23 protein-coding genes are annotated in these 24,010 nt (G+C 59.9%); 13 read left to right on the top strand and 10 right to left on the bottom strand.

The genetic code is table 11. From position 1 onward, the window contains the following. Positions 1-3 precede the first annotated feature (3 nt). Positions 4-1,212, bottom strand: a complete 1,209-nt coding sequence (coaBC, locus tag ACM6G4_RS09420) for a bifunctional phosphopantothenoylcysteine decarboxylase/phosphopantothenate--cysteine ligase CoaBC (RefSeq protein WP_056726854.1) — start codon at positions 1,210-1,212, stop codon at positions 4-6. Positions 1,213-1,347: 135 nt separating this feature from the next. On the opposite strand from coaBC, the gene radC reads away from it, so the two are divergent. Then, positions 1,348-2,022 (top strand): RadC family protein, encoded by a 675-nt coding sequence (gene radC, locus ACM6G4_RS09415; RefSeq protein ID WP_414913545.1) that lies wholly within the window; start codon positions 1,348-1,350, stop codon positions 2,020-2,022. A 147-nt stretch (positions 2,023-2,169) separates the two neighbouring features. On the opposite strand, the gene ACM6G4_RS09410 is transcribed toward radC, so the two are convergent. Beyond that, positions 2,170-3,756 (bottom strand): ABC transporter substrate-binding protein, encoded by a 1,587-nt coding sequence (locus ACM6G4_RS09410; protein ID WP_414913544.1) that lies wholly within the window; start codon positions 3,754-3,756, stop codon positions 2,170-2,172. 445 nt (positions 3,757-4,201) lie between these two features. Between ACM6G4_RS09410 and rpmB the strand changes: the two genes are divergently transcribed. After that, positions 4,202-4,435 carry a 50S ribosomal protein L28 gene (gene rpmB, locus ACM6G4_RS09405; protein ID WP_007975166.1) on the top strand — a complete coding sequence of 78 codons (234 nt, stop codon included), beginning with the start codon at positions 4,202-4,204 and terminating at the stop codon, positions 4,433-4,435. Positions 4,436-4,446: 11 nt separating this feature from the next. Further along, complete coding sequence (rpmG, locus tag ACM6G4_RS09400; RefSeq protein ID WP_003177274.1) at positions 4,447-4,602, top strand: 50S ribosomal protein L33; 156 nt, start codon at positions 4,447-4,449, stop codon at positions 4,600-4,602. A 141-nt stretch (positions 4,603-4,743) separates the two neighbouring features. On the opposite strand, the gene ACM6G4_RS09395 is transcribed toward rpmG, so the two are convergent. Together ACM6G4_RS09395 and ACM6G4_RS09390 are read right to left on the bottom strand one after the other, a co-directional pair. After that, positions 4,744-4,956 (bottom strand): hypothetical protein, encoded by a 213-nt coding sequence (locus ACM6G4_RS09395; RefSeq protein ID WP_057712749.1) that lies wholly within the window; start codon positions 4,954-4,956, stop codon positions 4,744-4,746. 189 nt (positions 4,957-5,145) lie between these two features. Then, the gene (locus ACM6G4_RS09390; RefSeq protein ID WP_414913543.1) at positions 5,146-5,508 is read right to left on the bottom strand and encodes a cupin domain-containing protein; all 363 of its coding nucleotides are present in this window, start codon (positions 5,506-5,508) and stop codon (positions 5,146-5,148) included. Positions 5,509-5,742: 234 nt separating this feature from the next. Between ACM6G4_RS09390 and ACM6G4_RS09385 the strand changes: the two genes are divergently transcribed. Both ACM6G4_RS09385 and ACM6G4_RS09380 read left to right on the top strand, forming a co-directional pair. Further along, positions 5,743-7,236 carry an aldehyde dehydrogenase gene (locus tag ACM6G4_RS09385; RefSeq protein ID WP_056726858.1) on the top strand — a complete coding sequence of 498 codons (1,494 nt, stop codon included), beginning with the start codon at positions 5,743-5,745 and terminating at the stop codon, positions 7,234-7,236. Positions 7,237-7,425: 189 nt separating this feature from the next. Then, complete coding sequence (locus tag ACM6G4_RS09380) at positions 7,426-8,568, top strand: MFS transporter (protein WP_414913542.1); 1,143 nt, start codon at positions 7,426-7,428, stop codon at positions 8,566-8,568. A gap of 30 nt (positions 8,569-8,598) precedes the next feature. On the opposite strand, the gene ACM6G4_RS09375 is transcribed toward ACM6G4_RS09380, so the two are convergent. Next, a complete protein-coding gene (locus ACM6G4_RS09375; RefSeq protein ID WP_414913541.1) occupies positions 8,599-10,179 on the bottom strand; it encodes a phospholipase D family protein in 1,581 nt (526 codons plus the stop codon). Between the two features lie 60 nt (positions 10,180-10,239). Continuing rightward, entirely contained in the window at positions 10,240-11,673 is a 1,434-nt protein-coding gene (locus ACM6G4_RS09370; RefSeq protein ID WP_414913540.1) for a PLP-dependent aminotransferase family protein, read from the bottom strand. Between the two features lie 179 nt (positions 11,674-11,852). Between ACM6G4_RS09370 and ACM6G4_RS09365 the strand changes: the two genes are divergently transcribed. After that, positions 11,853-12,098 (top strand): DUF1127 domain-containing protein, encoded by a 246-nt coding sequence (locus ACM6G4_RS09365; protein WP_056726862.1) that lies wholly within the window; start codon positions 11,853-11,855, stop codon positions 12,096-12,098. A gap of 127 nt (positions 12,099-12,225) precedes the next feature. Here the strand turns inward: ACM6G4_RS09365 and ACM6G4_RS09360 are convergent, their stop codons facing one another. Beyond that, positions 12,226-13,533 (bottom strand): NAD(P)/FAD-dependent oxidoreductase, encoded by a 1,308-nt coding sequence (locus ACM6G4_RS09360; protein ID WP_414913539.1) that lies wholly within the window; start codon positions 13,531-13,533, stop codon positions 12,226-12,228. A 147-nt stretch (positions 13,534-13,680) separates the two neighbouring features. Here ACM6G4_RS09360 and ACM6G4_RS09355 point away from each other — a divergent pair, with 147 nt between their 5' ends. Then, positions 13,681-14,034, top strand: coding sequence for a YkgJ family cysteine cluster protein (locus tag ACM6G4_RS09355; RefSeq protein ID WP_056726864.1), 354 nt, complete (start codon positions 13,681-13,683; stop codon positions 14,032-14,034). 80 nt (positions 14,035-14,114) lie between these two features. Here ACM6G4_RS09355 and ACM6G4_RS09350 read toward each other — a convergent pair whose 3' ends face one another. After that, the gene (locus ACM6G4_RS09350) at positions 14,115-14,603 is read right to left on the bottom strand and encodes an Lrp/AsnC ligand binding domain-containing protein (RefSeq protein WP_007975155.1); all 489 of its coding nucleotides are present in this window, start codon (positions 14,601-14,603) and stop codon (positions 14,115-14,117) included. 157 nt (positions 14,604-14,760) lie between these two features. Here ACM6G4_RS09350 and dadA point away from each other — a divergent pair, with 157 nt between their 5' ends. From dadA to ACM6G4_RS09320, 6 genes are all read left to right on the top strand, one after another. After that, on the top strand, positions 14,761-16,065 hold the full coding sequence (dadA, locus tag ACM6G4_RS09345; RefSeq protein WP_223541288.1) for a D-amino acid dehydrogenase: 1,305 nt from the start codon (positions 14,761-14,763) through the stop codon (positions 16,063-16,065). Beyond that, a complete protein-coding gene (locus tag ACM6G4_RS09340) occupies positions 16,037-16,390 on the top strand; it encodes a RidA family protein (RefSeq protein ID WP_056726340.1) in 354 nt (117 codons plus the stop codon). Before dadA ends, ACM6G4_RS09340 begins: the two co-directional genes overlap by 29 nt. A gap of 99 nt (positions 16,391-16,489) precedes the next feature. After that, positions 16,490-17,563, top strand: coding sequence for an alanine racemase (alr, locus tag ACM6G4_RS09335; protein WP_056726341.1), 1,074 nt, complete (start codon positions 16,490-16,492; stop codon positions 17,561-17,563). 127 nt (positions 17,564-17,690) lie between these two features. Then, complete coding sequence (locus tag ACM6G4_RS09330; protein WP_008023455.1) at positions 17,691-18,239, top strand: cupin domain-containing protein; 549 nt, start codon at positions 17,691-17,693, stop codon at positions 18,237-18,239. Between the two features lie 182 nt (positions 18,240-18,421). Further along, positions 18,422-18,844: a c-type cytochrome gene (locus tag ACM6G4_RS09325; protein ID WP_033047925.1), complete on the top strand. Its 423-nt coding sequence runs from the start codon at positions 18,422-18,424 to the stop codon at positions 18,842-18,844. Between the two features lie 138 nt (positions 18,845-18,982). Continuing rightward, the gene (locus ACM6G4_RS09320) at positions 18,983-20,905 is read left to right on the top strand and encodes an acetyl-CoA hydrolase/transferase C-terminal domain-containing protein (protein ID WP_414913538.1); all 1,923 of its coding nucleotides are present in this window, start codon (positions 18,983-18,985) and stop codon (positions 20,903-20,905) included. Between the two features lie 131 nt (positions 20,906-21,036). Here the strand turns inward: ACM6G4_RS09320 and ACM6G4_RS09315 are convergent, their stop codons facing one another. Together ACM6G4_RS09315 and rep are read right to left on the bottom strand one after the other, a co-directional pair. Beyond that, positions 21,037-21,609, bottom strand: a complete 573-nt coding sequence (locus ACM6G4_RS09315) for a xanthine phosphoribosyltransferase (protein WP_046038985.1) — start codon at positions 21,607-21,609, stop codon at positions 21,037-21,039. Positions 21,610-21,804: 195 nt separating this feature from the next. Beyond that, entirely contained in the window at positions 21,805-23,814 is a 2,010-nt protein-coding gene (gene rep / locus ACM6G4_RS09310; protein WP_056726343.1) for a DNA helicase Rep, read from the bottom strand. Positions 23,815-24,010 lie beyond the last annotated feature (196 nt).

Genomic DNA, 24,010 nt, shown 5'->3' with positions numbered 1-24,010 from the left:
AAATTAAACCTGGTTCAGACGTTCGGCGATAAAGGTGACCAGCTGGCGAGCAATCTTGCTCTTGCTGGTCTGGGCGAAAAGTGTGGCGTGAAGCTCGCGGTCGATGACGCTGCAGGCATTTTCTTCGCTGTTGAAGCCAATGCTTGGGTTGGCGACGTCGTTGGCGACGATCAGATCGAGATTCTTGTCTTTCAACTTGCGTGCAGCGTAATCGAGCAGGTGTTCGGTCTCGGCGGCGAAACCGACGCTGAACGGGCGGTCGGGGCGGGTGGCGATGGTGGCCAGGATGTCCGGGTTACGCACCATCTGTAGCAACAAGCCGTCGCCGTTCGTAGGATCTTTCTTGAGTTTCTGCGGGGCAACAACCTCCGGACGGTAATCCGCGACCGCTGCCGAGGCGATGAACAGGTCGCAAGGGATCGCCGCTTCACACGCTGCCAGCATGTCGCGGGCGCTGACCACGTCGATGCGGGTGACTCGATCCGGAGTCGGCAGGTTCACGGGGCCAGTGATCAGTGTTACGCGGGCACCGGCCTCCACAGCGGCTTCGGCCAGGGCAAAGCCCATTTTTCCGGAGCTGTGGTTGGTGATATAGCGCACCGGGTCGATGTTTTCCTGGGTCGGGCCGGCGGTAATCAGCACGTGTTTGCCGGTCAGTGCCTGACGCTGGAAGCAGTCGGCGGCGCACTGGGCCAGTTCAAGGGCTTCGAGCATGCGCCCCAGGCCGACATCGCCGCAGGCCTGGCTGCCGGAGGCCGGGCCGAAAGCCTTGATGTCGCGGCTTTCGAGGGTTTGCAGGTTGGCCTGGGTCGCCGGATCGCGCCACATCGCCTGGTTCATTGCCGGTGCAACGGCGACCACGGCGTCGGTGGCCAGCACCAGCGTGGTCAGCAGATCGTCGGCAATGCCTTGGGCCAGGCGGGCGATCAGGTCTGCCGTGGCGGGGGCGATCAGCACCAGGTCGGCCCATTTGGCCAGTTCGATGTGGCCCATGGCCGCTTCGGCCGCCGGGTCCAGCAGGTCCAGGTGGACCGGGTGCCCGGACAGGGCCTGCATGGTCAGCGGGGTGATGAACTCTGCGCCGCCACGGGTCATGACCACGCGCACTTCGGCGCCCTGATCGATCAGGCGGCGAACCAGGTCGGCGCTCTTGTAGGCAGCGATACCGCCGCCTACGCCCAGAACAATGCGTTTCCGATACAGCCGCTGCATAGGCCTGCCTTTCAATTCGTTGGTGACATACGTGGCGAAACCCCCTCCCCAGGATGAATTCGCCCGCAAAAAAGATGGGCTACGATATCACAGCGACCGCTACGGAACAGCGGTGCCCACAGACAGGGAGGTGCTATGAGTATTCGCGATTGGCCGGCGGCGGAACGGCCGCGGGAGAAGTTGCTTGAGCAGGGTTCGGAGAGTCTTTCCGATGCCGAGTTGCTGGCTATCTTTCTACGAACCGGCGTGGCCGGAAAAAGTGCGGTGGACCTGGCGCGACATCTACTGAGTCAATTTGGCGGTCTGCGTTCGTTGTTGGAAGCCGATCTCAAAACGTTCAGTAAGCACTTGGGGCTGGGGCCGGCAAAATTCGCGCAGTTACAGGCAGTACTGGAAATGGGCCGGCGCCATCTGGCCGAACGTTTGCGTCATAGATCGGTGCTGGAAAATCCGCATGCAGTACGTGAGTACCTCAAATCGATGCTGCGCCATGAGCCTCATGAAGTATTCGGTTGCCTGTTTCTGGATTCCAGGCATCAGGTGCTCACGTTTGAGGTGCTGTTCCGCGGTTCTATCGACAACACCAGCGTTCACCCTCGTCAGGTCGTCAAGCGGGCCTTGGCCCACAACGCAGCGGCATTGATCCTCTGCCACAACCATCCTTCGGGCAACACCGACCCCAGTCAGTCCGACCGGGTGCTGACCAAGCGCCTGCAAAAGGCGCTGGAGTTGATTGACGTGCGGGTGCTTGACCATTTCATCATCGGCGACGGCGATCCGTTGTCGATGGCGGAGTATGGGTGGATGTAGGGGTTGTGAAGTTAGCGAAACCCATGTGGGAGCGGGCTTGCTCCGGGCGGCGTTCCGACGAAAGCGGTGTATCAGTCGGCATTGATGGCGACTGACACTCCCTCTTCGCGAGCAAGCCCGCTCCCACAGGGTTTTGTGTGTGGCGGGTTATTTGATGTTGACCTTGGAATAGTCCTGTCGGCCGAACGGGCTGACCGAATACCCCTCGACATCCTTGCGCGTCAGCGCGAACGCAGTCGGATGGGCCAGGGGCAACCACAGCGCCTGCTGCTGGATCTGCGCCTGGGCCTGTTCGTAGAGTTTGCTGCGCACACCTTGCTCGCCGGTGGTCTTGCCGGCGCTGATCAGCTTGTCCAGGTCCTGATTGCAGTAGCGGGCGAAGTTGGTGCCGGACTTGACCGCGGCGCAGGAAAACTGCGGTGTGAGGAAGTTGTCCGGGTCACCGTTGTCACCGGCCCAACCCATGAACAGCAAGTCGTGCTCACCGGCCTTGGCACGGCGGATCAGTTCGCCCCATTCGATCACGCGGATTTCGGCCTGGATGCCGATTTCCGCGAGATCAGACTGAAGCAGTTGAGCGCCCAGGCTTGGGTTGGGGTTAAGCAGGCTGCCGGAAGGGCGAGTCCAGATGGTGGTCTGGAAGCCGTCCTTGAGTCCGGCCTTGGCCATCAAGGCTTTGGCCTTGGCGATGTCGTGAGGGTAACCCGGCAGGCCTTTCGCGTAGCTCCAGGTGTTGGGCGGATACGGACCGTTGGCCGCCTCGGCGGTGTCTTCGAACACGGCTTTGACATAGTTGGCCTTGTCGAAGGCAAGGTTGATGGCTTGGCGGACTTCAGGTTTGTCCAGTGGCGGATGCTGACTGTTGATGCCGACGAATGCGGTCATGAACGCGTCAGTCTTTTCGACTTTCAGCGTCGGCTCTTTCAGCGCTTCCTGTACGTCCAGAGGCTTGGGCGACAGGGCGATCTGGCATTCGTTGCGGCGCAATTTCTGCAGGCGCACGTTGGCGTCCGGGGTGATGGCGAAGATCAGCGGATCTACAGAGGGTTTGCCACCGAAGTATTCGGGGTTGGCTTTGTAGCGAACCGAAGCGTCCTTCTGGAAGCGGGTGAAAACGAACGGACCTGTGCCGATCGGCTGGCTGTTGAGCTTCTCGGGTGTGCCTGCCTTCATCAGTTTGTCGGCGTATTCGGCCGAATAGATCGAGGCGAAGCCCATGCTCAGGGTCGCCAGGAAGGTCGAATCCGGGTGGTCGAGGGTGAAGCGCACGGTCTGCGGATCAAGGGCGTCGATCTTCTTGATCAATGCAGGCAACTGCATCGATTGCGCATGAGGGAATCCGCTCTGGGCGACTTTGTGCCACTCATTGGCCGGGTCGAGCATGCGGTCGAAGCTGAAAATCACGTCTTCGGCGCTCAGGTCGCGCGTTGGGTTGAAATACTCGGTGCGATGGAATTTCACCTGCGGGTGCAACTTGAAGACATACGTCAGGCCGTCGGGGCTGACTTCCCAGCTATCGGCGAGGCTGGCGACCACTTTGCCACTGGCCGTGTCAAAGTCCACCAGGCGGTTCATCAACACATCGGCCGAGGCGTTGGTGGTGGTCAGCGAGTTGTACTGCACCACGTCGAAGCCTTCAGGGCTGGCCTCGGTGCAGACGCTCAGGGCGGCGGCAAAGGCGTGTGGGCTCAGCAGAAGCGGGGCGAGCAACAGCGGTAGGGCAGCGAGGCGCATGGTCGGCTTCCTTTACAGATCGAAGGCCCATCTGCAAGTGCAGTCTGGAAAAGTCTTACCCTAGTGGGCTCTTTTGCAAATGACTATCCCCTTTTTCATTTTGAGGGGACTATAGCGCCTCAATTTGCTGTGAGGCGGGCGAGCAAAATCCTGATTTGGCCGGTTGGCCGATTCTCTGCGACGAGCGGTCGCCATCGACGATAGCCTTTGTCCAAGGCGCTCGGAGCCCGGAAAATGGGGTTTTTGTGAATTCAACGCACACTGAATGTTGTTGCTCTTCAGTCTTTCTGGTATAAAGCAGCGCTCTTTTCTAGGGGCCCGGTTCCTTCACTGTAGGTGTAGCCGGTAAGACCTCTAAAGAAACGCGGCGCCTGGCGCCAAATGACTGAGAGATTAAGCGGCCAACCCATGCCGGGTTGGGCATGTGGTTTTAGAGGGCTGAGGCATGTCTAGAGTATGTCAAGTTACCGGTAAGGGTCCGGTGACTGGGAATAACATTTCCCACGCAAACAACAAAACCCGTCGTCGTTTCCTGCCGAACCTGCAGCATCACCGCTTCTGGGTTGAAGAAGAGAAACGTTTTGTGCGTCTGCGCGTATCTGCCAAAGGCATGCGTATCATCGACAAGCGTGGCATCACTGTCGTGCTGGCCGAACTTCGCCGCGATGGCAAGGTTTAAGGGAGCTAATCATGCGTGAATTGATTCGTTTGATTTCGAGCGCCGGTACTGGTCACTTCTACACTACCGACAAGAACAAGCGTACTACTCCGGACAAAATCGAGATCAAGAAATATGATCCGGTTGTTCGCAAGCACGTGATCTACAAAGAAGGCAAAATCAAGTAATTGATTTTTCCCTCTTACGAAAAAGGCCCGTATCGCGAGATACGGGCCTTTTTTGTTGTGCTTGAAAAACGGACAGCTTTTCAGCCTGATCAAGTCACAGCGTTTCAGTGCTGAGTAGTGCGATGCATGGTTGAGCGCAAATCAATTGCCCATGGTGACATGGGTGATGATTTCGTTTTCAACCAGCAGATTGATCCGTGCGGGATTGTAGTCTTTGGTCATGATGAACCCGATGCCCCTCGGACGTACCGCCAGCCCGGTCTTGTTGGCGAGCTCTCCACGCAGCTCTTCGGAGTATTGCCGGCCGATGTACTGAATGGCTGTATCCAGGTGTTGTTTCAAGTCAATGGTCATTTACCGCTTCCTTGCAATTGGTGAGTGAGCGAAATTGCTCCCGTCATCCGTCTTGGATGCCGTGAAGAAATACTGGAGCAGCTCCGGTCATTTATCACCTGTTGTACTGTGTCGCGATGTATGCCGGGGCCCGCCCATGAAAAAGCCCGTCACCAGGGACGGGCTTTGGGGTATTTCGATGATCTTGCTTCAAGCCTTCTGTTCAAACGCCACGTAGATCTTGCGGCACGGCTCCAGCACCTCCCAGGTGCCTTTGAACCCGGCCGGAATCACGAAGCGGTCGCCTGCGCGCAGGGTCTTGGCATTGCCGTCGCTGTCACGCAGCACCGAAACCCCCTGCACGATCTCGCAGTATTCGTGCTCGGTGAAGTTCACTGTCCACTGCCCGACTGCACCTTCCCACACACCGGCGTTCAACTGGCCACAAGGGCTGTTGTAGTGGTTGTAGACCGCTTGTTCGGGGTCGCCCTTGAGCACTTTGGCTGCGTCCGGGCGGTAGCGTTCGGCGGCGGTGGTGGCTTGGCTGAAGTCGACGACGTTCTGGATGTTCATTGTTGTTATCCCCCGTGATTACGGCGCGAGTGGTAGATGAACTCAAAGTCTATGTTTATTAAAATGAACATCGCAAGGCCGTTTGCCAGCGTTTTGTCAAATATATTGAAACTTCATATGCGGCTGGTTTAGGGTGGTGGATGCCTTGGGCCGAAAAGCAGGCTGGCCGGGCAGAATTCCTGACAGCGCCCGCGAAGAACGCGGGTGTCGTATCAATAAGAGGAGGACACTCGCATGACCACCCTGACCCGTGCCGACTGGGAACAACGTGCCCGCGACCTGAAAATCGAAGGCCGTGCCTATATCAATGGCGAATACACCGACGCCGTCTCTGGCGAGACCTTCGAGTGCATCAGCCCGGTCGATGGCCGTCTGCTGGGCAAGATTGCCAGCTGTGACGCCGCCGATGCCCAGCGCGCCGTGGAAAACGCTCGCGCCACCTTCAATTCCGGTGTCTGGTCGCGCCTGGCGCCGACCAAGCGCAAGTCCACCATGATTCGTTTCGCCGGCCTGCTGAAGCAGCACGCCGAGGAGCTGGCCCTGCTTGAAACCCTGGACATGGGCAAGCCGATCAGCGATTCCCTGTACATCGACGTTCCCGGCGCGGCGCAAGCCCTGAGCTGGAGCGGCGAAGCCATCGACAAGATCTACGACGAAGTGGCAGCCACTCCGCACGATCAACTGGGTCTTGTGACCCGTGAACCGGTGGGTGTTGTTGGCGCCATCGTGCCGTGGAACTTCCCGCTGATGATGGCGTGCTGGAAACTCGGTCCTGCGCTGTCCACCGGTAACTCGGTGATCCTCAAGCCGTCCGAAAAATCGCCGCTGACGGCGATTCGCATCGCCGAGCTGGCTGTCGAAGCCGGCATCCCGAAAGGCGTGCTGAACGTGCTGCCAGGTTATGGCCACACCGTCGGCAAGGCCCTGGCCCTGCATAACGATGTCGACACTCTGGTGTTCACCGGTTCGACCAAGATCGCCAAGCAACTGCTGATCTACTCGGGCGAATCGAACATGAAACGCGTCTGGCTCGAAGCCGGCGGCAAGAGCCCGAACATCGTGTTCGCCGATGCGCCGAACCTGCAAGACGCTGCCGAAGCCGCAGCCGGTGCCATCGCCTTCAACCAGGGCGAGGTTTGCACCGCCGGTTCGCGCCTGCTGGTGGAGCGTTCGATCAAGGACAAATTTCTGCCGCTGGTGATCGAAGCACTGAAAACCTGGAAGCCGGGCAACCCGCTGGACCCGGCGACCAACGTCGGTGCGCTGGTGGATACCCAGCAGATGAACACTGTGCTGTCTTACATCGAGTCGGGTCACACCGACGGCGCCAAACTGGTAGCCGGTGGCAAGCGCATCCTCCAGGAAACCGGCGGCACGTATGTTGAGCCGACGATTTTCGACGGTGTGAGCAACGCGATGAAAATCGCTCAGGAAGAAATCTTCGGGCCAGTGTTGTCGGTCATCACGTTCGATAGCGCTGAAGAAGCCATCGCCATCGCCAACGACACGCCTTACGGCCTGGCCGCGGCGGTGTGGACTGCCGATATTTCCAAGGCTCACCTCACCGCCCGTGCGCTGCGCGCCGGTAGCGTGTGGGTCAACCAGTACGATGGCGGCGACATGACGGCACCGTTCGGTGGATTCAAACAGTCCGGCAACGGTCGCGACAAATCGCTGCACGCGTTCGACAAGTACACCGAGCTGAAGGCGACCTGGATCAAGTTGTAAGCCTGTGAAGGAAGCCTGTTGAGAAGCAGGCTTCCCTATCGACGCAAACCCCTTGTGGGAGCGGGCTTGCTCGCGAATGCGGTGTATCAGCCAACATTGATGTTGGATGTGATGGCCTCTTCGCGAGCAAGCCCGCTCCCACATTTGTTTGTATGGCCTGAAAAATAATTATCCACAGGAGCGTGGAGCATGCGTTGGGCGACTTATTTCGCCGTTTTGGCATCTGTCCTGAGTGTCGGCCTGGCCCTGGGGGTCAGCATGCCGCTGGTGTCGTTTCGCCTGGAAAGCTGGGGCTACGGCTCGTTTGCCATTGGCGTGATGGCGGCGATGCCGGCCATCGGCGTTCTGTTGGGGGCGAAAATCTCCAGCCATCTTGCGGCACGATTCGGCACGGCCAACCTGATGCGCCTGTGCCTGTGGGCCGGGGCGGTTTCGATCGGTTTGCTGGCGCTGTTGCCGAGCTATCCGGTCTGGTTGGTGCTGCGGCTGATGATCGGGGTGATCCTGACCCTCGTATTCATCATCGGTGAAAGCTGGATCAATCAACTGGTGGTCGAGCAATGGCGCGGGCGGCTGGTGGCGCTGTATGGCAGCAGCTACGCCTTGAGTCAGCTGGCAGGACCGGTGTTGCTGGGCTTGCTCGGTACCGAGCATGACTATGGCTTTTGGGTGGGCGTCGGTTTGCTGATGGCTGCTCCGTTCCTGTTGCTGGGCCGCAGTGGCGCGCCGAGCAGTGAAGCCAGTAGCGTGACCCTGCGTGATTTGCTTGAGTTCTGTCGTGGCCTGCCGGCGATTGCCTGGGCGGTGTCGCTGTTTGCCGCGTTCGAGGCGATGATCCTGACGCTGTTGCCGGTTTATTGCTTGCGCCAGGGCTTCACCGCGGAGATCGCCCTGGCGATGGTCAGTACGGTGGTGGTCGGTGATGCGGTGCTGCAATTGCCGATTGGTGCGTTGGCCGATCGCTTGTCGCGACGGGCGTTGTTCACCGGCTGTGCGGTGGTCCTGCTGATATCGAGCCTGGCCATTCCGCTGCTGATCGACACGCTGCTGATCTGGCCGTTGTGGGTGCTGTTCGGCGCCAGCGCTGGCGGGTTGTTCACCTTGTCGTTGATCCTGATCGGCGAGCGTTATCGCGATGATGCGCTGGTACGGGCTAACGCGCACATTGCCCAGCTATGGGGGGTCGGTTGTCTGATCGGGCCGCTGCTGGCGGGTGCTGGCAGCCAGTGGATCAGCGGCCATGCGTTGCCGTTGCTGATGGCGGTAGGGGCCTTGGGCGTGTTGATTGTGGTGTCGCGGCAAGGGGCGTTTGGTACCGCTCAGCCAGCCTGATGAGCACCGGAGAGCTATGGCGGTCGAGTCTTACAGCATCTTCTCCAGCCCAACCGTATTGCTCAGCCAGGCATTGAAGCGCCGCCACCAACTCCCTGGCTCCTTGCTCAGTGTGTGCATTTTTCCGTCGTCTTCGGTGGTCCAGACGATCTGATCGTTTTCCAGTTCCACCTGATAACTCAGGGCCGGTTCCATACCCTGCAGCGCCAGTTCGCGGACCCGTGCGGCCAATTCCGGGCTGTCCACCAGCACGCCGACTTCGGTGTTCCAGAGCACCGAGCGCGGATCGAAATTGAACGAGCCGATAAAGGATTTCTGCTGGTCGAAGATCATCGCCTTGCTGTGCAGGCTGGAGTCAGAGCTGTGATAGGCGCTGCCGGAAAACAGATGTGGCCCGCTACCGCTACCGCTGCCGCCTCCCTCGCCGGGCTGGCTACGCAACTCGTACAGCTTCACGCCGTGCTCCAGCAGCGCCCTGCGATAGGGCGAGTAGCCACCGTGTACGGCGGGAACGTCCGTGGCTTCCAGTGAGTTGGTCAGCAAACTCACGGAAACGCCGGCATCGGCACGCCCGGTCAGGTACACCAGTCCCGGCTGGCCGGGCACAAAGTAGGCCGAGATCATGATCAGCTCTTTGCTGACGCTGTTGAGTTCAGGTGCCAGTTGCGTGGTCAGCAGCAACTGCGGATCGGGCTCACCCTTGGCCAGTACCTTGCTCGGCGCATCCCACAATGCCTGGTTCCAGGCCCAGATCAGTTCACTGCGCCAGATGTCCAGTCGTGGGTGGGTGGTGAAGGTCATCAGGTGTTTGTAAAGTGTGTGATTCTGTTTGCGCGTTTCCGCCAGGGACTCTTCCAGTCGGGTGCGGGTGTTTTCCAGGTCTTGGGGTGTGGGTTTGCTCGACAGGAATTCGTCGATCGGTTTGCTCAGGGCGCTGTTCCAGTACTGGTCGAAACTGTGCCCGAGTTGCTCGGCGACCGGGCCGACACCGAGCATGTCGATGTCGGTGAAATTCATGTTGGGCTTGGCATCGAAATACTCGTCCCCGAGATTGCGGCCGCCGACAATGGCCATGCAGTTGTCCGCCAGCCACAGCTTATTGTGCATGCGTCGATGCTGTTGCGACAGGTTGAACAGCCGGCCCACGGTGCGCGTCACCCCTGTGCTGCGGCCCAGATTCAGCGGGTTGAACACACGGATCTGGATGTTCGGGTGTGCGGCGAGAGTCGCGATGACCCGGTCCAGGCCATCGCTGGCAGTATCGTCGAGCAGTACCCGCACCCGCACGCCCCGGTCGGCGGCCTTGAGCAACTCCTCGATCAACATGCGCGTGCTGATGCCGTCGTGCACGATGTAGTACTGCAAGTCGAGGCTGCTTTGGGCGTTACGGATCAGTTCGGCGCGGGCGGTGAAGGCCTCGGTGCTGTCCGATAACAGGCGAAAGCCCGATTGTCCCTTGTAGGGAGCGGCTTGCGCCTGGACCGAGCGACCGAATGCGGAGTCTGAGGCCGGCAACGCCTGACTCGGTACGCGCTGTACGTCGAGGTTGGCGCAACCGCTCAGGAACGCGGCGAGTAGCAGAAGAGCAAGCAGGGGCTGTCTGACTCTCACGTAGGATCGTTCCGTTTGGCGGCGCAGATAGGCATATGGACGCTGATTCCCGAAGAAAAGTCAGTCGCTGAGCTGATCGGTTTCCGCCAACAGTTTGATCGCTGTCGCACCGACCTTGCGCACCGCGTCTTCGATCTGCGGTGTTGGCTTGGCAGCGTAGTTCATGCGCAGGCAATTGCGGTACTTGCCCGAGGCGGAAAAAATACTGCCCACGGCAATCTGTACGCCCTGGTCGTGCAATGCACGATTCAGTTTCAGGGTGTCGAAAGCTTCCGGCAGTTCAACCCACAGCATGAAGCTGCCTTGTGGGCGACTGGCGCGGGTGCCGGCCGGAAAGTAGCGGGTCACCCAATCAATCATCGCGTCGCGATTGCGTTGGTATTGCGTGCGCATCCGCCGCAAATGCGGTTCGAAGTGGCCGCCCTTGAGAAATTCGGCGATGGCGATCTGCGGTTGTGGCGCGGTGGATCCGGTGCTGATGTACTTCATGTGCAGCACCCGCTCCAGATAGCGGCCGGGCGCGACCCAGCCGATACGCAGTCCCGGCGCCAGGGTCTTGGAAAACGAGCTGCACAACAGGACGCGACCGTCCTCGTCGAAGGACTTGATCGTGCGCGGACGCGGGTAGGTGTAGGCCAGTTCACCATACACATCGTCCTCGATGATCGCCACGTCATAGCGCTGCGCAAGCGTCAACAGCGCGCGTTTGCGCGACTCGGGCATGATGTAGCCCAGCGGGTTGTTGCAGTTGGGGGTCAACTGTATGACCTTGATCGGCCACTGTTCCAGGGCCAGTTCCAGCGCTTCGAGGCTGATGCCGGTCAGCGGGTCGGTGGGGATTTCCAGGGCTTTCATGCCCAGGCCCTTGAGGGTCTGCATCGCGCCGTGAAAACTCGGCGAGTCCACTGCGACAATGTCGCCGGGTTCGCAGATCGCGCGAATGCTGGTGGACAGCGCTTCGTGGCAACCGGTGGTGACCACCAGTTCGCTGGCGCTCAGCTGGCAGCCGGAATCGAGCATCAGGCGAGCGATCTGTTCGCGCAGTTCGAGGTTGCCGTGGATGTTGTCGTAATACAGGCCGGGCATGTCCTGCCGCCGGCTGATTCGCGCCAGGTCACGCAGCAGCGGTTTCATGGTCGGACTGTTGATATCCGGCATGCCGCGGCCCAGTTGCACCACGTCTTTGCGCGGTACGGCGCGAATCAGCTCCAGCACTTGATCCCATTGGGAAATGTCCACCGGCCGTTGGGCCGGGCGGCCGACTGCCGGCAAGTCCGGCAGTTCGCGGCTGGCCGGGACGAAGTACCCGGATTTCGGCCGTGGCATGGCCAGCCCGCTGTCTTCCAGCACCCGATAGGCCTGTTGCACTGTGCTCAGGCTGACGCCGTGCTCGACGCTCAGCGCCCGTACCGAAGGCAGCCGGTCACCGGGGCGATAGAAGCCCTGTTCGATACGTGTGCCGAGCAATTCGGCGAGGTTGACGTAAAGGGTCATGGTGCAGCCTCGATAGGGGTGATTCGGTTAACCAGTACAGATCGGGCAAAAAATCGGGATTCAGTGGCGGAATCGGCAGAACTGTATGGGGTTAATACAGTTGCTTTGAATCTGTAATGCTTTTGCGCGCACACGCATCATGGAACCTCTGGCTACCCAAGTAAACAGGAGCATCCAAGATGAACGGTTTGAGCGATGTGCGGCTGACGTTACACAGTCAGGAACTGGCGACCGGACAGAACAACGGCACGCGGGAGGCGGGCATGGGCAATGCGTCGTCCGACCTGAGTCGCTGGGACCGGTTCTGGCGTCGCCTGCACACGCGCAAGGCCTTGCTGGCCCTGACGGCTGACCAGCTCAAGGATATCGGGCTGACACGGGAGCAGGCGCGGGAGGAGGGGCTGAAGCCTTTCTGGCGGATCTGAAATCCATGGTGATTTTCAGGCTCATTCGCGAGCAGGCTCGCTCTCACAGGGGATTTGCGTATGACCACAAATCCAATGTGGGAGCGAGCCTGCTCGCGATGGCGTCAGAACTGCCACAAACAATCCTTCAGACCAACTCTTTAAGCCGATGCCACAACATCCCCAGCGCCAGCAACGGCGAGCGCAAATGCTTGCCGCCGGGGAAAGTGATGTGCGGCACCCTGGCAAACAAATCAAAGCCACCACTGTGCTGCCCGCTGATGGCTTCGGCCAGCAGCTTGCCGGCCAGGTGCGTGGCATTCACGCCATGACCGGAATAGGCCTGGGCGTAGTACACGTTTGGCTGGTCCTTGAGTCGTCCGATCTGCGGCAGGCGATTGGCGCCGATGCCGATCATTCCGCCCCATTGGTAATCGATCTTCACTGCGCTCAGTTGCGGGAAAACCTCGAGCATTTTCGGGCGCATGTACGCGCAGATGTCTTTCGGATCGCGGCCCGAGTAATGGCAGGCACCGCCAAACAGCAGGCGCCGGTCCGCCGAGAGTCGGTAGTAGTCCAGTGCCACCCGTTGGTCACAGACCGCCATGTTCTGCGGCAGCAGGGCGTGAGCCAGTTCTTCGCTCAACGGTTCGGTGGCGATGATGTAGCTGCCGGCGGGCAGGACTTTGCCGCTGAGCTCCAGGTTGAGGTTATTGAGGTAGGCATTGCAACCCAGTACCAGGGTCTTGGCGCGCACCGAGCCCTCGGCGGTATGGACCTTGACCTCTGGGCCATAGTCGATGCGGGTCACGGCCGAGTGCTCGAACAGCCGGACCCCCAGTCGTTGTGCCGCTGCGGCTTCGCCCAAGGCCAGGTTCAGTGGATGCAGGTGCCCCGAGCCCATGTCGATCAGGCCGCCGACGTAACGCGTTGAGCCGACCACGGTGTGCATCTCGTTGGCTTGCAGCAAACGGGTTTCGTAGCGATAGCCGAGGCTGCGCAGTTCTTCGGCATCCTCGGCGAAGCCTTCAAGGTCACGGGGCTTGTTGGCGAGGTCGCAGTAACCCCAGGTCAGGTCGCAGGGGATCTGGAAGCGCTCGACCCGTTGCCGGACGATTTCCACGGCTTCCAGGCCCATGAGTTTCATTTGCCGAACGCCTTCGGCACCGATGACGCTGGTGAACTGATCGAGGCCGTGGCCGACGCCACGAATCAGCTGCCCGCCATTGCGTCCACTGGCACCCCAGCCTATTTTGTGGGCCTCAAGCAGCACCACGCTGAGGCCGCGTTCGGCCAGCTCAAGCGCCGTGTTCAACCCCGAAAACCCGCCGCCAACCACACAGACATCGGCCAGCACTTCGCCTTTGAGCGCCGCAAGTTCGGGCTGCGGCAGGCTGCTGGCGGCGTAGTAGGACGCGGTGTGGTTCAGGGCAGGCTGTTGAGCACGGGCATTCATGTGCGTGTTCCTGGTTCTTGCGTTTGGAAAACCTGACGGAGCATAAGCCGGACCTTCCCGGGCGGGCAACATTGGTCGGCTGGTGCTGTCTGGATCGGTGCTTTTGCGTCAGAATCGCGCTCTATTCCGCTATTGGTCACCGCTTCAATGAGCTGCAACAGCCAGACAATCCGCACATTGCGACAGCAGATTCCCTCGTTCGAGTGCGTTCCCGGCTGCCATGATTGCTGCGGGCCGGTGACCACCTCGCCGGAAGAAATGTCGCGCCTGCCGCGCAAGTCCCGCGCCGAACAGGATGCCGCCATGGAAGAGCTCAACTGTGTGCATCTGGGGCCGAATGGTTGCACGGTGTATGACGAGCGGCCGCTGATCTGCCGGTTGTTCGGCACCACCAAGACCTTGCCGTGTCCCAATGGACGCGGGCCGGTGGAGCTGATTCATCCGCGGGTGGAGAAGCAGGTATTCGAGTACATGGCCAGCACTCGGCAGGTGTTGGTTTAAGAGATCGCAGCCTGCGGCAGCTCCTACAAAAAGCGTGTGTACACCTGTAGGAGCTGCCGCAGGCTGCGATATTTTGATTTTCAATCCGGAATCGGCAAAGTCAGGCTCTCCTTCACCTCTTCCATCACGATATAGCTCTTGGATTCCCGTACATGAGGAAGTTTGAGCAGGATGTCGCCCAGCAACTTGCGGTACGAGGCCATCTCGGAAATCCGCGCTTTCACCAGGTAGTCGAAATCCCCTGACACCAGATGACACTCCAGCACATGGGGCAATTTCAGCACCGCGCGTCGGAACTCTTCAAAAGTATCGCCGGATTTGTAGTCCAGGCTGATTTCGACGAACACCAGCAGACTACCCTTCAGGTGCTGCGGATTGAGCCTGGCGTTGTAGCCCATGATGATCCCTTCGCGCTCCAGACGCCGGACCCGCTCAGTACAGGGCGTGGTCGAGAGCCCGACCTTTTCTCCAAGCTCCGTAAAGGAAATCCGCCCGTCCGCTTGCAGGATCCGCAGGATGTTGCGGTCGATCTTGTCCAGCTCACGTTTGGTCTGAGTGTTGGTACGCATAGGGGATGCGCCTCCGTGAAAAGGGTTTTTGCCGAGAATTGTCGCCAAATATAGGCGCTTATATAGTGAAAAGCACTGGCAAATCTTTTTTACACTGCGCGCATCTAAAGCTCTGAATAACAAACGTCAGCGGTTAGCCGCGATGAGGGATATGAAAATGCGCGTCATGGTCTTGGGTAGCGGCGTCATCGGTACCACCAGTGCTTATTATCTGGCCCGTGCCGGGTTTGAAGTGGTGGTTGTGGACCGGCAGCCAGCTGCTGCCATGGAGACCAGTTTCGCCAACGCCGGGCAGGTTTCGCCGGGTTATGCCTCGCCGTGGGCCGCGCCGGGTGTGCCGCTCAAGGCCATCAAGTGGCTGTTGCAGCGCCACGCCCCCCTGGCGATCAAGGCCACTGCCGACATCGACCAGTACCTGTGGATGGCACAGATGCTGCGCAACTGCACCGCCAGCCGTTATGCGGTGAACAAGGAACGCATGGTCCGTCTGTCCGAGTACAGCCGCGACTGCCTCGATGAACTGCGGGCCGAAACCGGCATCGCCTACGAAGGCCGCAGCCTGGGCACCACCCAACTGTTCCGCACCCAGGCTCAACTCGACGGCGCCGCGAAAGACATCGCCGTGCTGAAAGAGTCCGGCGTGCCGTTCGAACTGCTCGACCGCGACGGCATTGCCCGCGTTGAGCCGGCGCTGGCCAGTGTCACCGACATCCTCGCCGGTGCCCTGCGCCTGCCGAACGACCAGACTGGCGACTGCCAGATGTTCACCACCAAGCTCGCCGAGATGGCCGCGAGCCTCGGTGTGCAGTTCCGTTTCGGCCAGGACATCCAGCGCCTCGACTTCGCCGGTGATCGCATCAACGGTGTATGGATCGACGGCAAGCTGGAAACCGCCGACCGCTACGTGCTGGCCCTCGGCAGCTACTCGCCGCAACTGCTCAAGCCACTGGGGATCAAGGCGCCGGTGTACCCGCTCAAGGGCTACTCTCTGACCGTGCCGATCACCAACCCGGCGATGGCCCCGACTTCGACCATTCTCGACGAGACCTACAAAGTCGCGATCACCCGTTTCGACAACCGCATCCGCGTTGGCGGCATGGCTGAAATCGCCGGTTTTGACCTGTCGCTGAACCCGCGTCGCCGGGAAACCCTGGAGATGATCGTCAACGACCTTTATCCTCAGGGCGGTGATCTGGCCCAGGCCAGTTTCTGGACCGGCCTGCGTCCGACCACCCCGGACGGTACCCCGATCGTCGGTGCCACACCATTCAAGAACCTGTTCCTGAACACCGGTCACGGCACGCTCGGCTGGACCATGGCCTGTGGCTCCGGTCGCTTGCTGGCAGACCTGATGGCGAAGAAAAAGCCGCAGATCAGCGCCGAAGGCCTCGATATTTCCCGTTATGGCAAAAAAACCCAGGAGTCTGCAAAGCATGTCAGTCCAGCGCCAGCTCACCAATGAGCGCATGAGTCAGATCGTCACCCATAACGGTACGGTTTACCTGGCCGGACAGGTCGGCGATGACATGAATGCCGGGATTGAACAGCAGACCCGCGAAACACTGGCCAACATCGAGCGTTTGCTCGACCTGGCCGGTACCGACAAGCATCATCTGCTGTCGGTGACGATTTACCTGAAAGACATCGACGCGCATTTCGAAGGCATGAACGCGGTATGGGATCAGTGGCTGCCAAAAGGCGTCGCCCCGGCCCGTGCCACCGTTGAATCGAAATTGTGCGAACCGGAAATCCTGGTCGAGCTGTCGGTTGTAGCCGCTCTGCCATAAAGCTTGTCAGAAAGATCCCTCTCCCGGTGCTGTTGGCGGTTCACGCTACCAGCCAGCGCCGGTTTTTCTTCCCGAAAACCCGACCAGAAGTCTGCCGCCATGCGTCCTGCCCGTGCCCTGATCGACCTTCAAGCCTTGCGCAACAACTACCGAATCGCCCGTGAACTCACGGGGGCCAAGGCCCTCGCTGTGATCAAGGCCGATGCCTATGGCCATGGCGCGGTGCGTTGCGCCCAGGCGCTGGAAGCCGAGGCGGACGGGTTTGCAGTAGCCTGCATCGAAGAGGCGTTGGAGCTGCGGGCGGCGGGCATTCGCGCGCCGATCCTGCTGCTGGAAGGTTTTTTCGAAGCCGATGAGCTGGCGCTGATTGTCGAGCATGATTTCTGGTGCGTGGTGCATTCGTTGTGGCAACTCGAAGCCATCGAGAAAGCGGCGTTGAGCAAACCGATCACCGTGTGGCTGAAGCTCGATTCGGGCATGCACCGCGTGGGGCTGCACCCGGCGGATTATCAGGCGGCCTACCAGCGACTGTTGGCCAGCGGCAAGGTCGCGAAAGTGGTGCTGATGAGCCACTTTGCGCGTGCCGATGAACTGCACGAGCAAGCCAGTGCCGATCAGGTGGCGGTATTTGAAGCCGCGCGCAAGGGCTTGTCCGCCGAGGTCAGCCTGCGCAACTCGCCGGCGGTGCTCGGTTGGCCGCAGATTCCGAGCGATTGGGTGCGCCCAGGCATCATGCTTTATGGCGCGACGCCCTTCGAAGAGGCCAACGAAGCAGCATCGCGGCTGCAACCGGTCATGACCCTGGAATCGAAAGTGATCAGTGTGCGCGAGTTGCCGGCTGGCGAGCCCGTCGGTTACGGCGCCAAATTCATCACCCCTAAACCGATGCGCATTGGTGTCGTGGCCATGGGTTACGCCGATGGCTACCCGCGTTTGGCACCGACCGGCACGCCAGTGCTGGTTGCCGGGCAGCGCAGCCAGTTGATCGGCCGGGTATCGATGGACATGCTCTGCATCGACCTGACCGATGTCCCGCAGGCCGGCCTCGGTTCGACCGTCGAGTTGTGGGGCAAAAACATCCTCGCCAGTGATGTGGCCATGGCTGCCGGCACGATTCCTTACCAGATCTTTTGCAACCTGCGCCGGGTGCCACTGCTCTATTCCGGGGCTTAGTGCGCAGGGCTCCAGACCGGAAGTCGCCTCGCTGAGCAGGATTCAGGTCAAGGTGTTGTAAATACTGAACGCTGTCGCCATGATAACGCTCACTATTCCAACAATCTGAATCCTGGAGGCGCAAGCTTTGGACGTCGGTGAACGACTGCAATCCATCCGTAGGCTCAAAGGCCTTTCCCAGCGTGAGCTCGCCAAACGGGCGGGGGTCACCAACAGCACGATTTCGATGATCGAGAAGAACAGCGTCAGTCCCTCGATCAGTTCGCTGCGCAAAGTGCTGGGCGGGATTCCCATGTCCATGGTCGAGTTCTTTTCCGAAGAAATCCTGCAGGAAAAACCGACCCAGATTGTCTACAAGGCCAACGAGCTGATCGATATTTCCGATGGCGCGGTGACCATGAAGCTGGTCGGTCGGGCGCACCCGAGCCGGGCCATCGCATTCCTCAATGAAATCTATCCGCCAGGCGCCGACACCGGTGACGAGATGCTCACCCATGAGGGCGAGGAAACCGGCATCCTGGTCGAAGGAAAACTGGAACTGGTGGTCGGTCTCGAAACTTTTGTCCTTGAAGCCGGCGATAGCTACTACTTTGAAAGTACCAAGCCACACCGTTTTCGTAATCCGTTCGATGTGCCGGCGCGACTAATCAGCGCAGCCACACCGGCGAATTTCTAAGAAAAGAGGCGTCCTGCCAGCATCGCAGAGGCGCCCGGGCTGTTTTTCCGTCGCGGCCTAAGACCCCTTCGACTTTGGGGTTGTTTCAGTGCGACGGGCTTACCGCTATACTTGCGCCCGCCTGCGAACCGTGGCCGTAGGCGTGACTAGCCACCATTGAGGGTGAACGCGTGAACCTAATTATGAAAATGCTGGCTGCACCAGCAACCGTATTGGCCCTATGGGCTGTCAGTGTCAGCGCTCAAGCTGCGACCAATGACGATATCGCCAAACGCCTTGAGCCAGTCGGCCAGGTTTGTGTTCAGGGTAAAGAGTGCAAGGGCATGGAAGTGGCCGCTTCCGCTGGCGGCGGTGGTGGTGCGAAAACTCCGGATGAAGTGATTGCAAAACATTGCAACGCTTGCCACGGTTCAGGCCTGCTGGGCGCACCGAAAATCGGTGATGCCGCTGCCTGGAAAGAGCGTGCCGATCACCAGGGCGGCCTTGACGGCATCCTGGCCAAAGCCATTACCGGTATCAACTCGATGCCGCCTAAAGGTACCTGCGCCGATTGCTCCGACGCCGAGCTCAAAGGCGCCATCCAGAAGATGTCCGGCTTGAAATAAGCCTGAGTCTTGCTGCTGGAAAAGCCGCTTTCGAGCGGCTTTTTTGTGCCTGTGATTTAACCCGGATGGCTGTTCATTGCAGCAAAGACCCGGCAAGCTCGGTCCAGGCCCAAGTCATGGAACGTGAGGGAGGATCCGATGGTTCAGTTGTGCTCTATCGAACAGGCAGTCGATGACGTCTTGGCACGGTTGCCGGCGCATATCCACATGGGCCTGCCTCTGGGGTTGGGCAAACCCAATCACTTCGTCAACGCGCTGTATCGGCGGATCGCACAGTCGCCCGAACGACGGCTGACGATCTACACCGCGTTGTGCCTGGGGCGCCCGCCCTTGGGCGATGGTTTGCAAAAGCGCTTTCTCGAACCCTTTGTCGAACGGGTCTTCGGCGACTATCCGGAGCTGGAATTTCTCGCCGACCTGCGCCGCGATAGTCTGCCGGACAACATCCACATCCAGCAGTTCTTCATGCAGCCCGGCAGCCTGCTCAACAGTGCCGCGGCGCAACAGGATTACGTCAGCAGCAATTACAGCCATGCGGCGCGGGACATCAATGCCGCCGGGTTGAATCTGGTGGCGCAGCTGGTGGCCAGCCACGCCGAGCATCCTGACCGTTTGAGCCTGAGCTGCAACCCGGACATCACCCTCGACCTGTTGCCGATGATCGCCAGGCGCCGCGCCGCCGGAGAAACCATCCTGATGGTCGGCCAGGTGCACAACGATCTGCCTTACATGCCCGGCGATGCGGAAGTCGGCATCGACACCTTTGACCTGCTGATCGATGAGAAGGACAACACCACGCTGTTTTCCACGCCAAACATGCCGGTGGGGTGTCAGGACCATTTCATCGGGGTGCACGCCAGCACCCTGGTGCGTGATGGCGGTACCTTGCAGATCGGCATCGGCTCCATGGGCGATGCGCTGACAGCGGCGCTGCTGGCGCGGCAAGCCGACAACGACGGATACAGGGCTTTACTGGCAGACGTAAACCTCAGCCACTGGGCGCAACTGATCGAGCGCGAAGGCGGCATCGCCCCCTTCGCCAAAGGCCTGTATGGCTGTAGCGAAATGTTCGTCAACGGCTTGCTGGTGCTGGCCGATGCCGGGATCGTGCAACGCAAGGTTTATCCGGATGTGGCGACCCAGCAGCAGGCGAATGCCGGCACCCTCGACGAGGCTGCACAAACTGATGGCATCTCGGTGCACGGTGGTTTCTTTCTCGGTCCGCGTAGCTACTACGAGCGCTTGCGCGAATTGCCGCAAAGCAAGCGGCTCGAATTCAACATGACCCGCATCAGCTACATCAACGAGCTCTACGGCCAGGAAGAACTCAAGCGCTTGCAGCGCCTGGATGCGCGGTTCATCAACACCGCGTTCACCGTGACCTTGCTCGGTGCCGCGGTGGCGGATCAGCTCGAAGACGGACGTGTGCTCAGTGGCGTAGGCGGGCAGTACAACTTCGTGGTGCAGGGGCATGCGCTGGCAGGTGCGCGCTCGGTGTTGCTACTGCGCAGCTGGCGTGAGTCCGGCGGCGACGTCAGCTCGAACATCGTCTGGGAGTATGGTCACTGCACGATTCCCCGGCACTTGCGGGACATCGTGGTCACCGAATACGGCATCGCCGATCTTCGTGGCAAGACCGATGCGGCAGTGATCGAGGCCTTGCTCAATATCAGCGACTCGCGTTTTCAGCCGGGATTGATCGAGCAGGCGCAGAAAGTCGGCAAACTGCCCAAGGACTTCCGTCTCGATCCGCGCTTCAGCTATAACAATCCGCAGCGTTTGTTGGCGATTCAGGCGCGGCATCCGCAGCTGTTTCCGGAGTATCCGCTGGGCTGTGATTTCACCGAGGTCGAGCAGGATCTGTTGCGGGCGCTGAACTGGCTCAAGAGCAAGTTCAAGCTGAGTGAGGTGCTGGAGTTGGGCAAGGCAGCGCTGGACGCGCCGGAGCCTGCGTTGTTCCAGGAGCATCTGCAACGCATGCAACTGGCCAGCCCGGAGGGGATGAAGGAGGATTTGTATCAGCGCCTGCTGCTCACAGGCCTCAAGGCGACTGGGCAGTAACTGGTCACCGAAAACAACTGTGGGAGCGAGCTTGCTCGCGATAGCGGTGTATCAGTCAACGAAGATGTCGACTGACACTATGCAATCGCGAGCAAGCTCGCTCCCACAGGGGGATGTGCGTTGTGGCGGCTTTATTCGATAAAGGTCACAACACCATCGGCCAGCGACTTCACTCGGGCCAGGGATTCTACGCGATAACCCTGCGAGTCCAGTTCCGCACGGCCGCCCTGGAACGACTTCTCGATCACGATGCCCAGGCCCGCCACGGTGGCGCCAGCCTGCTTGATGATCGAAATCAGTGCCTGGGACGCCTTACCGTTGGCCAGGAAGTCATCGATGATCAGCACGCGGTCGCTACTGGTCAGGTGGCGCGGGGAAATGGCCACGGTGCTTTCGGTCTGCTTGGTGAACGAGTACACGGTCGCCGACAGCAGGTTTTCGGTCAGGGTCAGGGACTGGTGCTTGCGGGCGAAAATCACCGGCACACCCAGGTTCAGACCGGTCATGATCGCCGGGGCGATGCCCGAGGCTTCGATGGTGACAATCTTGGTGATGCCCGAATCCTTGAACAGCGTGGCGAATTCGTCGCCGATCAGCTTCATCAGGGCCGGGTCGATCTGGTGGTTCAGAAAGGCGTCGACTTTCAGGACCTGGTCGGAAAGCACGATGCCTTCTTCGCGAATTTTCTTGTGCAATGCTTCCATGAAGCTGTCCTCAGTTGGCTCCAGACACTGTGAAAACTACTGCGCTCGGTAATCCTGCGTTAAAAACAGGCTCGGAATGCTCATTTACAGCCAGTAAACTCCGCTTCCTCGCCTGTTTTTGCCTTGTCTTACCTTCGCTCGCTACGTTTTTACAGCGCCTGGCTATGCCGATGTTCAATTAAAAAGTGGTCAATTCTAGCGCTTTAACATCGCGCGTATATCCGCCAATGCATTGTTGCCACGCACGGCTTTGACTTCGGTCGGTGTGTCGTCGTTGCCTTCCCAGGCCAGATCGTCCGGCGGCAGTTCATCGAGGAAGCGGCTTGGTGCGCAGTCGATGATCTCGCCGTACTGCTTGCGCTTGGCGGCGAAGGTGAAGGCCAGGGTCTGACGCGCGCGGGTAATGCCCACGTAGGCCAGGCGACGTTCTTCTTCGATGGTGTCGGCTTCGATGCTGGAACGGTGCGGGAGGATTTCCTCTTCCATGCCCATGATGAACACGTAGGGGAATTCCAGGCCCTTGGAGGCGTGCAAGGTCATCATCTGCACGCCTTCGGCGCCATCTTCCTCTTCCTGCTGACGCTCGAGCATGTCGCGCAGGACGAGTTTGCCGATGGCGTCCTCGACGGTCATTTCGCCTTCTTCGTCTTTTTCCAGGGTGTTCTTCAGCGCCTCGATCAGGAACCAGACGTTACCCATGCGGTAGTCGGCGGCCTTGTCGCTGGAGCTGTTGGTGCGCAGCCAGTTCTCGTAGTCGATGTCCATGACCATGCTGCGCAGGGCCGAGATCGGGTCTTCGCCGGCGCACTGCTCGCGCACCCGGTCCATGAAACGCTTGAAGCGCGACAGGCGATCGGTGAAGCGGCTGTCCAGATGCTCGCCCAAACCCATCTCGTCGGTGGCGGCGTACATCGAGATCTTGCGCTCGGTGGCGTAGTTGCCCAGCTTCTCCAGCGTGGTCGAGCCGATCTCGCGGCGCGGCACGTTGATCACCCGCAGGAACGCGTTGTCGTCGTCCGGGTTCACGATCAGACGGAAGTAAGCCATCAGATCTTTCACTTCCTGACGTCCGAAGAAGCTGTTGCCGCCGGAGAGGCGATACGGCACCTGGTGATGCTGCAACTTCAGCTCGATCAACTTGGCCTGGTAGTTGCCGCGATACAGGATCGCGAAATCGCTGTACGGGCGGTCGGTGCGCAAGTGCAGGCTGAGGATTTCCATGGCCACGCGCTCGGCCTCGGCGTCTTCGTTGCGGCAACGGATCACGCGGATCTCGTCGCCGTGACCCATTTCACTCCACAACTGCTTTTCGAACTCGTGGGGATTGTTCGAGATCAGTACGTTGGCGCAACGCAGGATGCGGCTGGTGGAGCGGTAGTTCTGCTCCAGCATCACCACTTTCAAGGACGGGTAGTCGTCCTTGAGCAGCATCAGGTTTTCCGGGCGAGCACCGCGCCAGGCGTAGATCGACTGGTCGTCGTCGCCTACCACGGTGAACTGGTTGCGTTTGCCGATGAGCATTTTCACCAGCAGGTATTGGCTGGCGTTGGTGTCCTGGTATTCGTCGACCAGCAGGTAGCGCACCTTGTTCTGCCACTTTTCCAGGATGTCGGCGTGCTCTTCGAACAGCTTCACCGGCAGCAGGATCAGGTCGTCGAAGTCCACCGCGTTGAACGCCTTGAGCGTGCGCTGGTAGTGGGTGTAGACGATGGCGGCGGTCTGTTCCTTGGGGTTGCGCGCGTTTTCCAGGGCCTGGGCCGGCAGGATCAGGTCGTTTTTCCAGGCGCCGATCATGTTCTTGATCTCGTCGACGCCGTCGTCGCCCGAGTATTCCTTCTGCATGATGTCGGTCATCAGGGCCTTGACGTCGGTCTCGTCGAAGATCGAGAAGCCCGGTTTGTAGCCCAGCCGCACGTGTTCCTTGCGGATGATGTTCAGGCCCAGGTTGTGGAACGTGCAGACCGTCAGCCCGCGCCCTTCACCGGCACGCAGCAGGGTGCCGACCCGTTCCTTCATTTCGCGGGCGGCCTTGTTGGTAAAGGTCATGGCGACGATGTACTGGGCGCGAATGCCACAGTTCTGGATCAGGTGCGCGATTTTGCGCGTGATCACGCTGGTCTTGCCGGAGCCTGCGCCGGCGAGCACCAATAGAGGGCCGCCGACGTAGTTCACGGCTTCTTGCTGCCGGGGATTGAGTCGGGACATAGGTAAATTCAGGAGTCAGTCACGAAATGGGCCGGCATTTTAACAGGCTCAGCGAATTGTGCTGCTCTGTCCGACTTGTGACGTAGCGCGCTATCTGTAATTGCCGGTTTTGTTACTTTCACGCAGGATGCGCAACGAATTTGCGGCTAATGTTCGTAATTGCGGATACAAAGGGTTCGTTTTGCTCACTGATGCC

Origin of the sequence: Pseudomonas sp. IT-P258, from assembly GCF_949767825.1 — a bacterium.
Taxonomy (GTDB): Bacteria; Pseudomonadota; Gammaproteobacteria; order Pseudomonadales; family Pseudomonadaceae; genus Aquipseudomonas; species Aquipseudomonas monachiensis.
The sequence above is the reverse complement of the archived record's forward strand: the minus strand, read 5'-3'. Positions and strand labels throughout refer to the sequence as shown.